The sequence below is a fragment of the Mesobacillus sp. LC4 genome (assembly GCF_053543455.1).
The window spans coordinates 1029782-1045598 of sequence record NZ_JBGCUB010000001.1 but is presented as its reverse complement, the minus strand read 5'-3'; the positions used below and the strand labels follow the sequence as shown (position 1 = coordinate 1045598).

General features: G+C 41.6%; 10 protein-coding genes. 2 read left to right on the top strand and 8 right to left on the bottom strand.

Annotation, left to right across the window (positions count from 1 at the left end):
* Positions 1–50 precede the first annotated feature (50 nt).
* Entirely contained in the window at positions 51–1268 is a 1218-nt protein-coding gene (locus AB5I83_RS05380; protein WP_448973417.1) for an MFS transporter, read from the bottom strand.
* A 216-nt stretch (positions 1269–1484) separates the two neighbouring features.
* Between AB5I83_RS05380 and AB5I83_RS05375 the strand changes: the two genes are divergently transcribed.
* Entirely contained in the window at positions 1485–2045 is a 561-nt protein-coding gene (locus tag AB5I83_RS05375; protein ID WP_448973415.1) for a flavin reductase family protein, read from the top strand.
* A gap of 581 nt (positions 2046–2626) precedes the next feature.
* Here the strand turns inward: AB5I83_RS05375 and AB5I83_RS05370 are convergent.
* From AB5I83_RS05370 to parE, 5 genes are all read right to left on the bottom strand, one after another.
* A complete protein-coding gene (locus tag AB5I83_RS05370) occupies positions 2627–3118 on the bottom strand; it encodes a staygreen family protein (protein WP_448973413.1) in 492 nt (163 codons plus the stop codon).
* Between the two features lie 79 nt (positions 3119–3197).
* Positions 3198–3956: a hypothetical protein gene (locus AB5I83_RS05365; RefSeq protein ID WP_448973411.1), complete on the bottom strand. Its 759-nt coding sequence runs from the start codon at positions 3954–3956 to the stop codon at positions 3198–3200.
* A 91-nt stretch (positions 3957–4047) separates the two neighbouring features.
* Positions 4048–5481 carry an alanine/glycine:cation symporter family protein gene (locus AB5I83_RS05360; protein ID WP_448973409.1) on the bottom strand — a complete coding sequence of 478 codons (1434 nt, stop codon included), beginning with the start codon at positions 5479–5481 and terminating at the stop codon, positions 4048–4050.
* 190 nt (positions 5482–5671) lie between these two features.
* A complete protein-coding gene (parC, locus tag AB5I83_RS05355; RefSeq protein WP_448973408.1) occupies positions 5672–8113 on the bottom strand; it encodes a DNA topoisomerase IV subunit A in 2442 nt (813 codons plus the stop codon).
* Positions 8110–10089: a DNA topoisomerase IV subunit B gene (parE, locus tag AB5I83_RS05350; RefSeq protein ID WP_448973406.1), complete on the bottom strand. Its 1980-nt coding sequence runs from the start codon at positions 10087–10089 to the stop codon at positions 8110–8112. Before parE ends, parC begins: the two co-directional genes overlap by 4 nt.
* Before the next feature lie 464 nt (positions 10090–10553).
* Between parE and AB5I83_RS05345 the strand changes: the two genes are divergently transcribed.
* Positions 10554–11948 carry a S8 family peptidase gene (locus AB5I83_RS05345; RefSeq protein ID WP_448973404.1) on the top strand — a complete coding sequence of 465 codons (1395 nt, stop codon included), beginning with the start codon at positions 10554–10556 and terminating at the stop codon, positions 11946–11948.
* A 47-nt stretch (positions 11949–11995) separates the two neighbouring features.
* Here AB5I83_RS05345 and helD read toward each other — a convergent pair whose 3' ends face one another.
* Both helD and AB5I83_RS05335 read right to left on the bottom strand, forming a co-directional pair.
* Positions 11996–14323: an RNA polymerase recycling motor HelD gene (gene helD / locus AB5I83_RS05340; RefSeq protein WP_448973402.1), complete on the bottom strand. Its 2328-nt coding sequence runs from the start codon at positions 14321–14323 to the stop codon at positions 11996–11998.
* A gap of 342 nt (positions 14324–14665) precedes the next feature.
* Positions 14666–15799, bottom strand: coding sequence for a glycerate kinase (locus AB5I83_RS05335; protein WP_448973400.1), 1134 nt, complete (start codon positions 15797–15799; stop codon positions 14666–14668).
* Positions 15800–15817 lie beyond the last annotated feature (18 nt).

Here is a 15817-nt window from a genome sequence, read left to right as displayed (position 1 = left end):
AAAAAGAACTCCCGCTCAATCGATACCGGGAGTTCTTTTCAATCGCCAAGTTAGATACTTTGCTTGATCTCATTAAGTTTATTTTGCTTGCCGGCCGAATAAATCATTACTAAAATACTTGTCGTGATTAAGGATCCATGGAAGACCCAGACCATTTTTGCCAGCGACAGGGCTTCCAGCAGGAAAGGGGCAAGAACAAAACCGAGTGCAAATCCTAAAGATTTTAACAGCATGCCAACGCCAAATATTCTTCCTCTAATGTAATTATCTGTTTTTTGGAGGATGGTTGCGTGCAAAGTGGTGAAGCAGGCATCAAAAATACCCGTAAAGAACGCAAACATAAGAACGATCCAAAGATTCATGTTTGATAGAAAAGTAATAAAACCTGACGACATTAGAATGGTTACTATAAAATATGTACGGTACAAGCTGTTCCCCTGTATCATTTTCATTTTCGGCAGAAGCAGGGTTGCTAACACAGATCCGATGCCCCAGACACCCCATATCAGCCCGTAAATCAAGCTTTGTTTACTGGAATTAATTGATTCTGCCAGTAAAGGAATACCGAGATTATGGGAGGCACCTGCAAATGACCCCACTAGGAAAACGACATTTACGTACAATAACATCGGTACTGAAAGGATGAAAGAATACACTTCTTTTAGATCTCTGCCAATCTGAGATACTTTCTCCTTAATTCCATTTGAAAGTTTTGCTTTGTCCGGCTTAGGAGATTGCCACTTCATTTTGATCAATACTCCTGCTGATATCAGATAAGTTGCAGCATCAATAATCAATGTAACCTGATAACCGAGAAAATCTGTGATTATCCCAGCCCCGATGAACCCAAAAACCAGGCTGATCGATGTCAATCGTGAGATAAGAGCATTTGTTTCCAAAATCTTATCCTGGCCAAAGATTTGCGGGATTTCCGCACTGTAGCTGACAGCAAAAAAGCTGCTCGTCAAGCCAATCAAAAAGCAGACAATCAAGATCATCACTGGATTAGGGAAGGGAATCAAACTCAGGATGATGATTGCCCTAAAAATATCGGTCCATATCATAATTTTCCTGCGATTAAAACGATCTGCAAGGACGCCTGAAAACAAACTGGATAAAACTCCCCCCAATGTCCGGAATGCCATGGTAGCAGCAAGCCAGGCAGCACTTCCGGTAGCAATATACATCAATACATTGATTGCAATTAAATCCATAAAGGTCCCAAGGTCAGAAAAGGCTTTTACATAAAGAAAAACTTTGCGGTTCATAGAATCTCCCTAAATCTATAGATAGTATAGTCATTCTGTTTTATTTTAAAGATTTTGAATTTACTTCGCAATACGAAATTTCAGTTTTTTTGCTATAATAGAATATATTTCTAAAAAAGCAGGACTCCATGACAAAGGGAAGGAATTATAGGGAATAAAAACAGCAAAAATAGACAGTTGCCCATGCTCCATTGGCAATTAAAAGGGGGAGACTTCATGCTTCAAGTAATCAATCAAACAGTCATGCATAGTTATCCAGGAATGGTCGCACTTGTTACTGTATGCCATAACGGTGAGAATAATATCATGGCAGCAGGATGGCATTCCTATATTTCTTATGAGCCGCCAATTTATGGGGTCGCCATAGGCCGTGAGCGCCATACTTATCAGCTGCTAAAATCCGCAGGCAAATTCGCTATTAATTTTCTGCCCTATGAATATTCAAATCTAATTCAACAGGCAGGTGTCTATTCTGGATCAAAGGTCAACAAATTCGAAGAGGCGAACATCTGTTTCGACCAAGGATCCGCAACCAATTCACCAATACTGCAGGATTCATATATAGCATACGAATGTGAAGTTATCGATCGCAATAGTTACGGAGATCATGATTGGTTCGTTGCAAACATCGTCCAGTTTTACAGGGATCCAGCTAAATTCCTTGACAATGGAATGCCGAATTTCAAAGAACTGAATATACCGCTATATTTAGGACGATCTACATACACCAACGTAAATCAACATAGTGAATTTGTTTCGCATAAGATCGAGGAATAGGAGCAGGATAAAACACGGAAACAGTTAGATGATTGTACAGCTGATTTTCCGTGTTTGCTTTAGAAATTCAGAGGGGGGGATGGATCAGGAATGGTTGCTATAAAAACTCATTTTTCTAGTTTACATAACATAAATTCTAGGAAGTTAAACAAATGAATCGAGATTGTGTCTCAATAACTAAGTATACTTAAACTAGTGAGACAGAAACAAAATTTTCTTTATTCATACATAAATCAATTACCAGTCGTATGATTACGTCATTAATTTGATTTAAATAAATTTTATTTCATTTAATTTAGATTAATCATTTTAAGTTGCACTTGCTTCTATACAGTTCGGTTCTAATTTATTTCTTAATATACACTAATGCTAGATATTATTATAAATGCGATTATTTATTTTTCTGTTATTCGATAAAATATTTTCATTCTGGATAACTTCTCGTGAATCAATTATTTAGTCATGATATTAATCATTTGTAATCCATCTTCCAAGTTCATTTTAATTCTGCGTAACAATTTAATCAGTTTACATAATATTATTATCATTCTTCCTTTCTAAAATACAACAAAGCACAGGATTCATACCTGTGCTTCTGGCATAGTTTTTTTGTTCACTTTATTCAGATACGTCCTCGGTGTACCGTAATAAGCTATTTGATTAAATTCTGGGTATACTGAGGAAAATTGTACGTAAATCGGCGCATCCAGCAGCCATGGGTAATATATGAAGAAGCTTTTGTCTCCATAAACAATCGCAGTTAATGCTAACTCCAATTCTTTCTTGAATACCATATAACGGATTCTTGACATATTCTGATCGTATTCCCCGTTGCTGATATATACTTTTCCATACAGCAAATATTCACCATTGATTGTGATCCAGTCTGCTAATACTTCATCTCGCATTTCATAATTAATGGCCTGGTAATCATACACATTCCCGATGCTGAGAAATAATTCCCCAGTGATATCTGAATGAGTTAAAGTATACTTCCTGCCGTCTATAGGAAAAAAAGCAGTTGCAGGAGGAATAAAGGTAACTTCCAATTTTTCCGTCTTGAATTTGCTCACGTCAGAAGGCTCCTTCCCAATAAAAGAATCCTTTTGCGTAGCTTATGCCAGACATCAGAAATACGTGACAGATGCCTATTTATTGAGCTTCCAGCCCCTTGACTTCAGCGCTTATTACCTGCCATTTCCCCTTCTCATACAACCAGGTTGATTCCAGATTGGCAATTCCATCAGCATTATACGCACCATTTATCCGCTGGCTCCCTTTTAATCCATAACGATCGTTCTTAAACTTTATAGGCTTTAATGTTCCGAATGGCAGGACCATAAGTTCCGTTGGTTCATTCAATTTTCCATCCTGGTAAAGGCCAAGCCGTTCATACTCCTCTTTCCTGTTGCTTAAATCAAAGCTGTACGATTGACCTGTTTCCTGAATTGAAATGGAAGCCTTATAGCCATCTTCAAATTGGCTGCTGACTGCTAAAGGCTCTGGTACAGTCAGGTCAGTAACTTGAAAATCCTTTAAACTATATAGATAAAAATTCGAAAGACCCCCGCTTCCTCCTGTTGGAACACTGATCAGCATATCCTTCACAGAATCATGATTCAAATCTCTAAAAATAATTGCAGGGTCATAGCCAGCTTCAAGCTCAATTTTATATATTTCCCCATCAGAAGCTTTTATTTTCAAGTAAATATGCTTGAGATACTGCGCACCCTCTTCAAAAGGTACACCTTTGACATAAACTAAATCCTTTTTCCCCTCGCCTGTAATATCAACTTTATTTTCCGAAACCGTCACCGTTTTCTCTTTGGACTCGCCTGCATAAACGCCAGTGAAGGCGGTTAACGACATAAAAAAGAAGGCACTGAACGTAATTAATAATTCCCTTTTCATTATGCATCACCTCGTTATAGTTAACATCTCCATAATTGGTAAAAAAATGCACAAAAAACCCTTCTGAATTAATCAGAAGGGTGGAAAATACTTACTTATTCTTCGATTCTGCAGCCTGTCGGTATTCCCATGACTCAATTCCAGTCAATCCGTCGATTGAGTCAGCATAAAACACGGGATCTTTTCCTTGTTTTCGCTGTTCCTTGTAATCCTTCAATGCTGCCATAGCAATCTTGGCCAACAAGGTGATGACTATTAGATTAATCAATGCCATGACCCCCATGAAAAGATCTGCCAGATTCCAAACAATAGCTAACTCGGCAATAGAACCGAATAGAACCATTCCAATAACAGCAAGACGGTAAATAAACAGAGCTGTTGGGCTTTCCTTTATGAATTCAATATTCGTTTCACCATAATAGTAATTACCAATAATTGAGGTAAAGGCAAAGAGGAAAATAGCTCCGCCGACGAAAGCAGGTGCCCATGAGCCTACATGCGCTGTCAGTGCTGCCTGGGTTAATTGTATTCCGTCTAAATCAGGGTTAGTATATTCGCCTGACATAATGATGATGAAGGCTGTTGCCGTACAAATCAGTAAAGTATCCGTAAATACGCCTAATGTTTGGATGAGACCTTGCTTTACTGGGTGTGTAACTGCAGCTGTAGCCGCTGCATTTGGTGCACTACCCATTCCAGCCTCATTGGAGAATAACCCTCGTTTGATTCCCATCATCACCGCTGCTCCCATTCCTCCGCCAACCACTTCCTGTAAGCCAAAAGCGTTCTTGACGATTAGTGAGAGCATAGCAGGTATTTCACTGAAGTTCATGATTACAATGAACATAGCAAGAATCAAATAGATGACTGCCATGATTGGCACGATGATTTGTGAAACAAAAGCAATCCTTTTGATGCCCCCGAAAATGACTGCTGCAGTCATAACTGCCAAAATGATTCCCATCCATAAGCGATCGAATCCAAATGCCTGGTCAAATGCAAGGGAAATTGTATTGGATTGAACAGAACTAAAAACCAAGCCAAATGTGAAAACAATGATGATCGCAAATAAAATTCCCAGCCATCTCTTATTTAAGCCGCGTTCCATATAATAAGCTGGACCGCCGCGATACTCTGCCTCGTCAGTATCCTTAACCTTATAAATTTGAGCAAGTGTGCTTTCGATGAAGCTGGAAGCAGCACCAACAAGGGCAATGATCCACATCCAGAAAACCGCTCCCGGCCCCCCTGCAGAAACGGCTGTCGCTACTCCGGCAAGGTTCCCTGTACCAACTCTTGAAGCTAAGCTGACCGTAAATGCCTGAAATGAAGACCTGCCTCTTTTCCCTTCTGATGAAACAGTGGCTGGATCCTTAAGCACCCTTATCATTTCAGGAAAGAATTTAAATTGGACAAAACTTGTCCTGAAAGTAAAATATGTACCTAGCACAACTAATACCGCTATTAGGATATAGCTCCACATATAGTTGTTTAATTCCGATATGATGTTGTTAAAAATCTCCATAGTAAACTCCTTTTCATTTTCTCCAAAGCTATTTAAATATAGTTTTTAATGTACCAAAAATGATGTTCCAGCACAATGGCACTCAACTTCCATTTCAAGCTTTGTCCTTAAAGATATCTATCTATTTACCCTGATAATGGTAATGAAAACAAAAAAACACAGGAATGATCCTGTGTTTTTTAGTAATCTTTTATTTGTTTTCTGTTTCTTTCACTTCTTCGCTTTTCCAAATAGCTGTTAGCTTGCCAGTTTCGCTCTCGTCCACAAGGAAAGAGCCATTTGAATAACGATCGTTGAATCTTAATTCTGAAGCCTTCAAGGATACAATTTGCTGTTTTTCTGTTTGGAAGAATACTTCATCCTCATCTCTGACAGCTTCCACTCCAATAATGCGGTGTGGATTTGCTTTCAACTCCCGAAGCATTACAACGCCGCGTTTCGCCCGCGAGGTTTTCTCGAACTCTGATAGCTTCATTTTCTTAACGGCACCGCGCTGTGTAGCGATGACGATGGAGTGGCTTTGATTGTTGTCAATCATTTTCCCGCCGACAACATAATCTCCGTCCTTCAGGTTCATCCCTTTCACTCCAGCAGCCCTGATTCCGATCGGACTGATTTCTTCTTCACTGAACCATAGGGCGTAGCCTAGGTTCGAGGCAAGGAATAGATCATTCTCACCATTGGTTACATGCACATCGATCACTTTGTCGTCACCTTTGACATTGATCGCAGTCAGCGGCTTTGAATAGCGCTGGGCTTTGTAAAGGCTTAATTCTGATTTTTTCACCATGCCATTCTTGGTCACAAATACAAAGAATGCGTTTTGTTCGAAATCTGTGACAGGAACAGCTTTTATGATTTCTTCATCACGATCCAGCGGTACAAGATTTGCTACATGCTGGCCAAGGTCTTTCCAGCGGATGTCAGGCAGTTCATGGACCGGCAAGTATAGGTAGCTGCCTTTATTCGTGAACAAGAGCAAGACATCCTTTGTATTCATATTCAACTGTGACAGTAGCCTGTCGGTATCCTTCATGGCAAAATCCTGCCCATTGGACGCGGCATATGATCTTTGGCTGGTCCGCTTAACGTAACCGTCCTTCGTCACAGTAACAATGACATCCTCACTAGCAATGAGAACTTCAAGATTGATTTTGATTTCCTCAATCTCATCCTGGATTTTTGTTCGGCGCTCATCTGAGAAGCGCTTTTTGACATCCTTCAGTTCTTTCTTGATTACGGATAATAGCTTTTTCTCACTGCCAAGAATCGCAGTAAGCTCTTCTACCTTCTTGGCAAGCTCCTCTGCCTCGGCTTGAAGGGCAGTGATGTCTGTGTTAGTCAGGCGGTATAATTGCAAGGATACGATTGCTTCTGCCTGGACCTCGGTGAATTCGAATTTTTTAATCAAATTATCTTTGGCGTCACGTTTATCCTTGGATGCACGGATCGTTGTGATTACCTGATCCAGGATTGATAAAGCTTTAATGAGCCCTTCAACGATATGCTGTCGGTCACGTGCCTTTTGAAGATCATATTGGGAACGTTTTGTCACAACATCCTTCTGATGGTCAATGTACGCATCAAGCAGCTCGGCAAGTCCCATTAATACAGGCCTTTTCTTGTTGATCGCCACCATATTGAAGTTATAAGTAATCTGCAAATCGCTATTTTTATATAGGTAATGCAATACGCCATTTGCGTCCGCATCTTTTTTTAATTCAATCACCACACGCAGCCCGGTGCGGTCAGTCTCATCACGCACTTCTGCGATGCCTTCCACTTTTCGGTCAAGTCGGAATTCATCGATCCGTTTAACAAGATTGGCTTTATTGATCTCATATGGGATTTCTGTAATGACAATCTGCTGCTTGCCGCCACGGATATCTTCAATCTCAGCTTTGCCGCGAACGATGATCTTTCCTTTGCCGGTTTTGTATGCCTTTGCAATGCCTTCGATGCCCTGGATGATTCCCCCAGTAGGAAAATCAGGACCCTTAATGACTTCCATCAAATCTTCAATCGTGCAAGAAGGGTTGTCCATCCTCATGATAACCCCATCAATCACTTCCGATAAATTATGGGGCGGTATATCTGTCGCATAACCCGCTGATATACCTGTTGAACCATTGACCAGCAAGTTAGGGAACATCGCTGGAAGCACGGTTGGCTCGCTGGAGGTATCATCGAAGTTTGGAATGAATTCCACCGTTCTTTTTTCAATATCCCTTAGCAGCTCACCGGCAATGGCCGATAATCTCGCTTCTGTATAACGCATTGCGGCTGGCGGGTCACCGTCGATGCTTCCGTTATTTCCATGCATTTCGACCAGATAGTTCCGCACTTTCCAATCCTGGCTCATCCGCACCATCGCTTCATAAACAGAAGAATCACCATGCGGGTGGTAGTTACCAATTACGTTACCGACAGTCTTCGCAGATTTACGGAAGCCTTTTTCACTTGTATTGCCTTCCACGTGCATAGCATACAAAATTCGGCGTTGGACAGGCTTAAGCCCATCCCTGGCATCAGGAAGTGCACGTTCCTGAATAATATACTTGCTATAGCGGCCAAAACGGTCGCCTAAAACGTCTTCTAAAGGGAGGTCGCGAAACTTTTCAACTGAACTCATTCGCCTGCTTCCTCCTCTGCAACTGAAATATTTTCATTTTCAAGGATGTTTCCATCTTCCTCAAGTCCGAATGCCACATTGGATTCGATCCATTTCCTGCGTGGTTCTACCTTATCGCCCATAAGGGTGGTCACTCTGCGTTCGGCCCTTGCTGCATCATCAATTCGGACGCGAATCAAAGTCCTGGTTTCTGGATCCATGGTCGTTTCCCATAGCTGGTCTGCATTCATTTCCCCGAGCCCCTTATAACGCTGGATGATATAGCCTTTTCCGACCTTTTTCATCGCATCCTTGAGCTCATCGTCGCTCCAGGCATATTCAATGATTTCTTTTTTGCCTGTTCCCTTGCTGACCTTATATAAAGGCGGCAGTGCTATGAATACCTTTCCGGCTTCAATCAGTGGCTTCATATAACGATAAAAGAACGTTAATAACAGCACCTGGATATGAGCTCCGTCCGTATCAGCATCCGTCATGATGACAATTTTGTCATAGTTGATGTCTTCTACATTGAAGTCAGACCCTACACCCGCTCCAATCGCATGGATGATCGTATTGATTTCTTCGTTCTTGAAGATGTCCTGCAGCTTTGCTTTTTCTGTGTTGATCACTTTACCGCGGAGTGGGAGCACCGCCTGGAACTTTCTGTCACGTCCCTGCTTGGCAGATCCGCCAGCAGAGTCACCTTCTACTAAGTAAAGTTCATTTTTGGCAGGATTCTTGGACTGAGCCGGAGTCAGTTTACCAGATAGCATGGCATCTGATCTCTTTCGCTTCTTCCCGCTTCTTGCATCCTCACGTGCTCTGCGTGCAGCTTCTCGAGCCTGGTAGGCCTTGATGGACTTCTTGATCAGCAATGTACTGATATCCGGATTCTCCTCAAGAAAATAAGAAAGATGCTCTGAAACGACAGAGTCGACAGCAGATCTTGCCTCACTTGTTCCAAGCTTACCCTTCGTCTGGCCTTCAAATTGAAGCAGCTCTTCAGGAATACGCACAGAGACAATGCCTGCTAATCCTTCCCGGATATCTGCTCCTTCAAGGTTTTTATCTTTTTCCTTAAGCAATCCAACCTTGCGGGCATATTCATTGAATACCCTGGTCATAGCTGTTTTGGAACCAGCTTCATGTGTTCCGCCATCTTTTGTACGGACATTGTTTACGAATGAAAGCACATTCTCTGAGTACCCATCATTAAATTGAAAAGCAAACTCAACTTCTATTTGGCTGTTGTCCCCCTCGAAACTGACAACAGGATGAAGCACATCTTTTTCTTCGTTCAAATATTCAACGAATGCCTGAATTCCTGTTTCGAAATGGAAGACATCCTTAACATCATTGCGTTCATCGACCAACTCTATTTTTAACCCTTTTAACAAAAAGGCAGACTCTCTAAGGCGTTCCGAAAGGGTATCATAGTTATAAGTTAATGTAGAAAATATTTCAGGGTCTGGTTTAAAGTGGATGGTTGTTCCTGTTTGGTTTGTTTTCCCGATCTTTTCCAGTGTAGTCACTGGCTTGCCGCCATTCTCAAAACGCTGTTCATAGACAAAGCCATCACGTTTTATGGTGACAACCAGCCATTCTGATAATGCGTTAACAACGGAAGCACCTACACCATGCAATCCACCGCTCGTTTTATAACCGCCCTGTCCAAATTTACCCCCTGCGTGCAGGACAGTAAGGATTACCTCGGGAGTCGGTTTGCCAAGCTTATGCATACCCGTAGGCATACCTCGGCCTTTATCCTGGACACTGACTGAATTATCTTTATGGATTTTGACGATGATCTGATTCCCGTAGCCGCCGAGTGCTTCGTCTACCGAGTTATCTACGATCTCATAAACGAGGTGATGAAGTCCTCTTGTATCTGTGCTGCCGATATACATACCCGGCCTTTTGCGCACCGCTTCAAGGCCTTCAAGTACCTGTATGGCATCATCATTATAATCAAAAGCTTGCTGATTTCTTGCCACGAACATACCCCTTTCATTTCTTGCAAACAACATTGACGGTTTTTATGTATAGTGTCAATGAATTCGTTAAGTATTCATTTTTTTTGATAAAGGCTTCTCAAATGGAAATTTGATGGTCTAATCAATTGGGCCATTTTACATATAAAGCTGCCTTTTATCTGGATCAGAACAATTGTTCTCTTATTTATTTTACCATAAGAATGGCGTCTATGCTTAATTGTAGCGATTAATTGGAATTTGGCAAACGGATTTCAAGAATTAATTGGAATTTTGTCATAAAAAATCAGTTTTTTGGATACTTATGTGAAGGTTTTATGTCGTCCTGGATGCTGTTTAAATTATGATTTTCTCACGGCATACTTGCAATACCTGTTCCTGAATCAAACTCCCAGCGATTTCCGGCGTTATTTTTTCAAGATGAACTGCAACATAAGAACAAATTCTTTTTATGGAGGACATTCAATATGAGAAGCACCAAGGTGTTCTTTCTTGGAACGGCACTGCTCCTTCTTCTTGCTGTCACTGCCGGCGGTGTATTCAGAAGTGACACTGATGAAAATAGACAGGGGCAACAAATTCAGTCAGCAGGACAACCAATCATGCTCGAACGGTCCATGGCGAAGGTCAACAATGTAAAGATGGGTGAGAAAATCAAGACACAACTTGATACCCAAGATGAAATCACATTAATCTTTCATAATAAAAAGAACACAAGTCATTATTATGATCATGAAGCCACAGTAGACTTTGCTATTGAACCAAGCGCGGAAGAAATAGATGAAATAACCCGGGATATCAAGGGCTGGGTCATCAAGCATCTGAATTCAATCTATATTTTCAGATCGACTGCGATGGAAACGCCTGAAATGATTCAATATTTTAGCCAGAGACAAAATATTGAGTATGTTGAACCAAATTTTATCTTGATGCAAAATGAAGTGAGTGGACCTAATGACCTTCTTTACCAGGAGAACTATCAATGGAATTTACCGGTGATCGGGACGGAACAAGGATGGAACGTCACCCGTGGAAATGAAGAAATCCAAATTGCGATTGTTGATACCGGAGTTGATTTGAATCATCCTGATTTAAAAAACCGACTTGTTAAAGGGTACAATGTGATTGATGATAGATCTGAGCCGGATGATGACAATGGACATGGAACCCATGTAGCCGGAATTATTGCTTCAGAAACCAATAATAATGAAGGAGTAGCCGGAATGACATGGTACAGTAAAATCATGCCGGTAAAAGCAATGGGGGCAAAAGGGTATGGTACCACCTTTGACATTTCAAAGGGGATAGTCTGGGCTGTTGATCATGGGGCCGATGTGATTAACCTTAGTCTTGGCAATTATCAGCCTTCAAAAGTTCTTGAAGAAGCTGTCCGTTATGCTTATGAGAATAATGTGGTCATGGTTTCTGCAGCCGGCAATGACTCATCAAACCAGCCTACCTACCCTTCTGCCTATCCAGAAGTCATAAGTGTTGCTGCGGTAGATTATAATGGAAACCGGGCAAGCTTTTCTAACTATGGGGATTATATTGATATTGCCGCACCTGGAGTTTATATCCCCAGCACCTACTTCAATGAACAGTATGCAGCCCTTTCAGGGACGTCCATGGCCGCTCCACATGTCGCCGGCCTTGCCGCGCTTATAAAATCTGCTAACCCTGGATTAACAAGCTCTCAAGTCATCAGGATCATCAAAAATTCTGCGATCGATCTTGGGGAGCAAGGAAAAGATGTTCAGTTTGGAAATGGCTTGATTGATGTGAATTCAGCACTGCAGGAAGCAAACAAAGAGACGCCGAGCATCAACAAAAGAGAGAAGTCTTTATTTGAATGGTTAAGGTAAACCATTACCATGTAACAAGCCGCCCTTAATTGGACGGCTTGTAGCTTTTATACCAGATTGTATAGCTGCTCATCAACTTCTTCGATAAGCGGACTAAGTTCTTCTTTAGAAAGGATATATAATTCATGCATGGCCCTTGTACAGGCAGTATATAACAATTTCCTTTCCTCAGTCCTTGTATAGACAGATGAATCATAAATGATCACCGCGTCAAACTCAATTCCTTTTGCCAGGTATGTCGGCACCACATTCACCCCATTTTCAAACGTCATGGTGCCTTTTTCGATCAGCCTTGCGTCAACTGCTTTTTTGACACCCTCGAAAGCAGCCTTACTCTCCTTGGCTGTTTTACAAATAACCGCGATATTTTTATGCCCCGACCTTTGAAGCTCCGAAATCAAATCATTCACCTTAAGAATATGGTCTCTGCTTTCAAGGCCTTGGATGATAACCGGCTTTGGTCCGGTCCGATTAAAAGGTTCAATCCTTTCGCCGCCTTCGATTAGCTGGCGGGTAAATTCTACGATTTGCATTGTTGACCTGTAGGTCTTTGTGAGGCTGTAAAGTTCCATTTCTCCAAAATCAAGTGCTGAATCCGCCAGAATCGTCTGGGCCCCGGTAGGCCCCGAATAAATTGCCTGGTTTATGTCACCGAGCAGTGTCATCTTACTATACGGGAACAGCATCTTTATATACGCAAACTGAAATGGAGTATAGTCCTGGGCTTCATCAACGAAAACATGCCGAATCGATGAGTTTGATTTCCTGCCTTCTATTAAATCTTGAAGATAAAGAAAAGGTGTTGCATCTTCATAGGCAATGTATCTATTCTCCAAATTGCTTATGGACTGTTCACAGATGGCACTCCAATTTTCCGGTAAAGGTTCAGCCATAAGATGGCCGTCCTTAAAGAAATCCATAAAAATGGCTCTTATATTGATGAATTTTAATTTTTTCACAGCATTGAATAGTGGTTTGAAGCGTCTTTTAACTACCATTTCAGATAGCCATTTCTGCTCTCGATCAAGATCATGGAAGGTATCCTCCGCTTCGCCTTGTTTTTGTTGGCTGTTTTTGAATGCCTCTAGATAATCTTCCTTTTCAAGAAATTGGATCTCCTTCTCCACCCATTCCTGTGACAATTCCGCTTTTGCTTTTCTCTTAAGCTCTTTTAAAAGCCATTCCTTAACAAGCTGAACTCTATTTGGAATTGAAATACTCTGATCGAGCGAATCATAATATGCGGTGATTTCTTTCTTTGAGATGATGGCGCGTTTATTAATGCCTAAACTTTTAAAGACTAGCGTTTCGCCAGCCAGTTTCTTAGCGTATTGATCCAGTAGGTCTTTAAATGCCAAACTTGCTTTAAATCGGATACTTTCAATCCTATCAAAGTAATTTTTGTTTTTTTCGGCTTCAAGCATGAACTCCATTTGTTCAAAAGGGTCTTCCAGTTCATATTCGCTGCCGAAACGCGTTGAAAGATATTCCTGGAAGGTGGCCTGCTGCATATTTTCCTCACCAAGCTCAGGCAATACTGTAGCAACATAGCTATTGAACAGCGGATTTGGTGAGAATAGCATGATGTTTTCCGATGTGATGATATTCCTGTACTTGTATAGCAGGTAGGCGACACGCTGCATGGCAGCAGAAGTCTTTCCGCTTCCAGCCACACCCTGAACAACAATAAGACTGCTTGAGTCATTGCGGATAATCTGGTTCTGTTCCTTCTGGATCGTAGCCACAATCGTTTTCATCTGGGTATCGGCATTATTGCCAAGGACTTCCTGAAGCATTTCGTCCCCAATGGTAACCCCGGTTTCAAACATTGCTGAGATTTTTCCGCCTTTAATGACGAACTGTCGTTTTAGTTCCATTGTACCTTCAATGAGATCTGTTTCAGTTTTATATTTCGCAGGGCCGGGGGAGTAATCATAGTAAAGACCGGAAATAGGTGCTCTCCAATCATAAATCAAGAAGTTTTCTTCCTGTTCATCCATTAAAGTGGCGATGCCTAAGTATATTTGCTCGGCTTTGTCTTCACCGTCTTCTTTAAAATCGACTCTGCCAAAGTAAGGAGAAAACCTGAGGCGAGACAAAGTCTGCAGCTGCTTGATCATTTGAGATTGAGTCCGTTCACGCTCTGATAAAAGAGCAGCCTGCTGCTTGATGCTAGTAAAAGTTTCCGCTACATCATCAGCTTCATCAAAGTTGACCGTAACATCTTCCCAAAAGGTTTTTCGGATTTGAAGAGCATCAGAGCCGACATTACTTGAACTCTCATTCCACTTCGCTGCTTTTTTATCAATTTCCTCAATGATGAATTCAACACGTTCTTGTTCCATTTCCAAGTCTTTCAGTTGCTTTTCTTCCATTTAAATCACTCCAGACTCAACGCTCTAATACTTGACTCCCACCTTGGTTTGTGGTATTGTTATGCTAGAATTATTGTGCATTCATTGATCAGTTAAATAAGTACCAACTGTCATTTTACTATGTACATATTTTTATTACAAATCTCTTTTCCCGAAGTCACCTTGTATGGTGCTTTTTTATTTTTCACATAGTGCTTTAATTATATTTATTCGATTTCCAACCTTTTTAAACATAAAAAACCGCGTTGCTGTATTTCAGCCCGCGGTTTTTTCATGAATTTGATCAAAATAGATATATATTTCTATTACTGTTGATTTAATAATCACCTTTCCGAGTTCTCGTCATCTGCTAAGTTTTATGATGGTTGCGATATTTGCTGCAATTTTTTCTGTAAATGTGTGAGCGTTTTTAAAGGCATCTTCAAGCGATACAACACCTGGAACTATGCTGAACACGGCATCAATTCCATGCTCGTGGACAACTTCACTGTCGGCACCCACATTACCCGCAATCGCAATGACCGGGACATTATGTCGTTTAGCTGTTTTGGCAACGCCTATAGGAGTCTTTCCGAAAATCGTCTGACCATCAATCTTTCCTTCTCCGGTTATAACAAAGTCGGCATCTAGGATATGGCTTTCTAGTTGAGCGGCCTCAATCACGATGTCAACACCTCTTTTTAACTCTGCCGACAGGAACGCCATTAATCCGCCACCAAGCCCACCTGCTGCTCCGGCACCTGGAACTTTCTCGATGTCCTTGCCGATGTCCTTCAAAATGACCTGGGCAAAATGGTGAAGGTTGTGATCCAGTACTTCAACCATTTCTTGCGTTGCTCCCTTTTGAGGTCCAAAAACATGTGATGCACCTCTTTTGCCCGTTAAGGGATTATCCACATCACAAGCAACTTCAATCTTCACTGTTTCAAGCCGTTTATCCAACCCAGCCATGTTCACTGCAGCAAGAGAACCTAAGGCTCCTCCGCCCTCGCCGATTTCTTTTCCATATGAATCAAGCAGCAAGATACCAAGGGCCTTGGCCATACCCGCTCCTCCATCATTAGTGGCACTTCCGCCAATCCCAATAATGATATGCTCAACACCATAGTCAAGAGCGGCTGCAATTAATTCACCTGTACCCCGAGTAGTCGTTTCCAGAGGGTTTCTGTTACATGAAGGTACAAGATGAAGTCCTGAAGCAGCAGCCATCTCTATGACAGCTGTCTTTTCATCACCTGAAATCCCGAAAAAGGCTTCAACCGGTGTACCGAGTGGGCCTGTCACTGTTTTGGTGATCAGTTTTCCGCCTGTGGCATCAACAAGGGATTGGACCGTTCCTTCGCCTCCGTCTGCCATTGGTACCTTTACGAAACTTGCTCCAGGGAGGATCTTTTTCATGCCACTTTCGATTGCTAAAGCAGCCTCGAGCGCTGTAAGGCTCTCTTTAAAAGAATCAGGTGCAATTACAATTTTCATGATCGTTTCTCCTCTCAT

Coding starts and splice junctions, on each gene's coding strand:
- AB5I83_RS05380 (WP_448973417.1), bottom strand. CDS start 1,268: ATGAACCGCAAAGTTTTTCTTTATGTAAAAGCCTTTTCTGACCTTGGG.
- AB5I83_RS05365 (WP_448973411.1), bottom strand. CDS start 3,956: ATGAAAAGGGAATTATTAATTACGTTCAGTGCCTTCTTTTTTATGTCG.
- parC (WP_448973408.1), bottom strand. CDS start 8,113: ATGAGTTCAGTTGAAAAGTTTCGCGACCTCCCTTTAGAAGACGTTTTA.
- helD (WP_448973402.1), bottom strand. CDS start 14,323: ATGGAAGAAAAGCAACTGAAAGACTTGGAAATGGAACAAGAACGTGTT.
- AB5I83_RS05335 (WP_448973400.1), bottom strand. CDS start 15,799: ATGAAAATTGTAATTGCACCTGATTCTTTTAAAGAGAGCCTTACAGCG.
- AB5I83_RS05345 (WP_448973404.1), top strand. CDS start 10,554: ATGAGAAGCACCAAGGTGTTCTTTCTTGGAACGGCACTGCTCCTTCTT.
- AB5I83_RS05375 (WP_448973415.1), top strand. CDS start 1,485: ATGCTTCAAGTAATCAATCAAACAGTCATGCATAGTTATCCAGGAATG.
- AB5I83_RS05360 (WP_448973409.1), bottom strand. CDS start 5,481: ATGGAGATTTTTAACAACATCATATCGGAATTAAACAACTATATGTGG.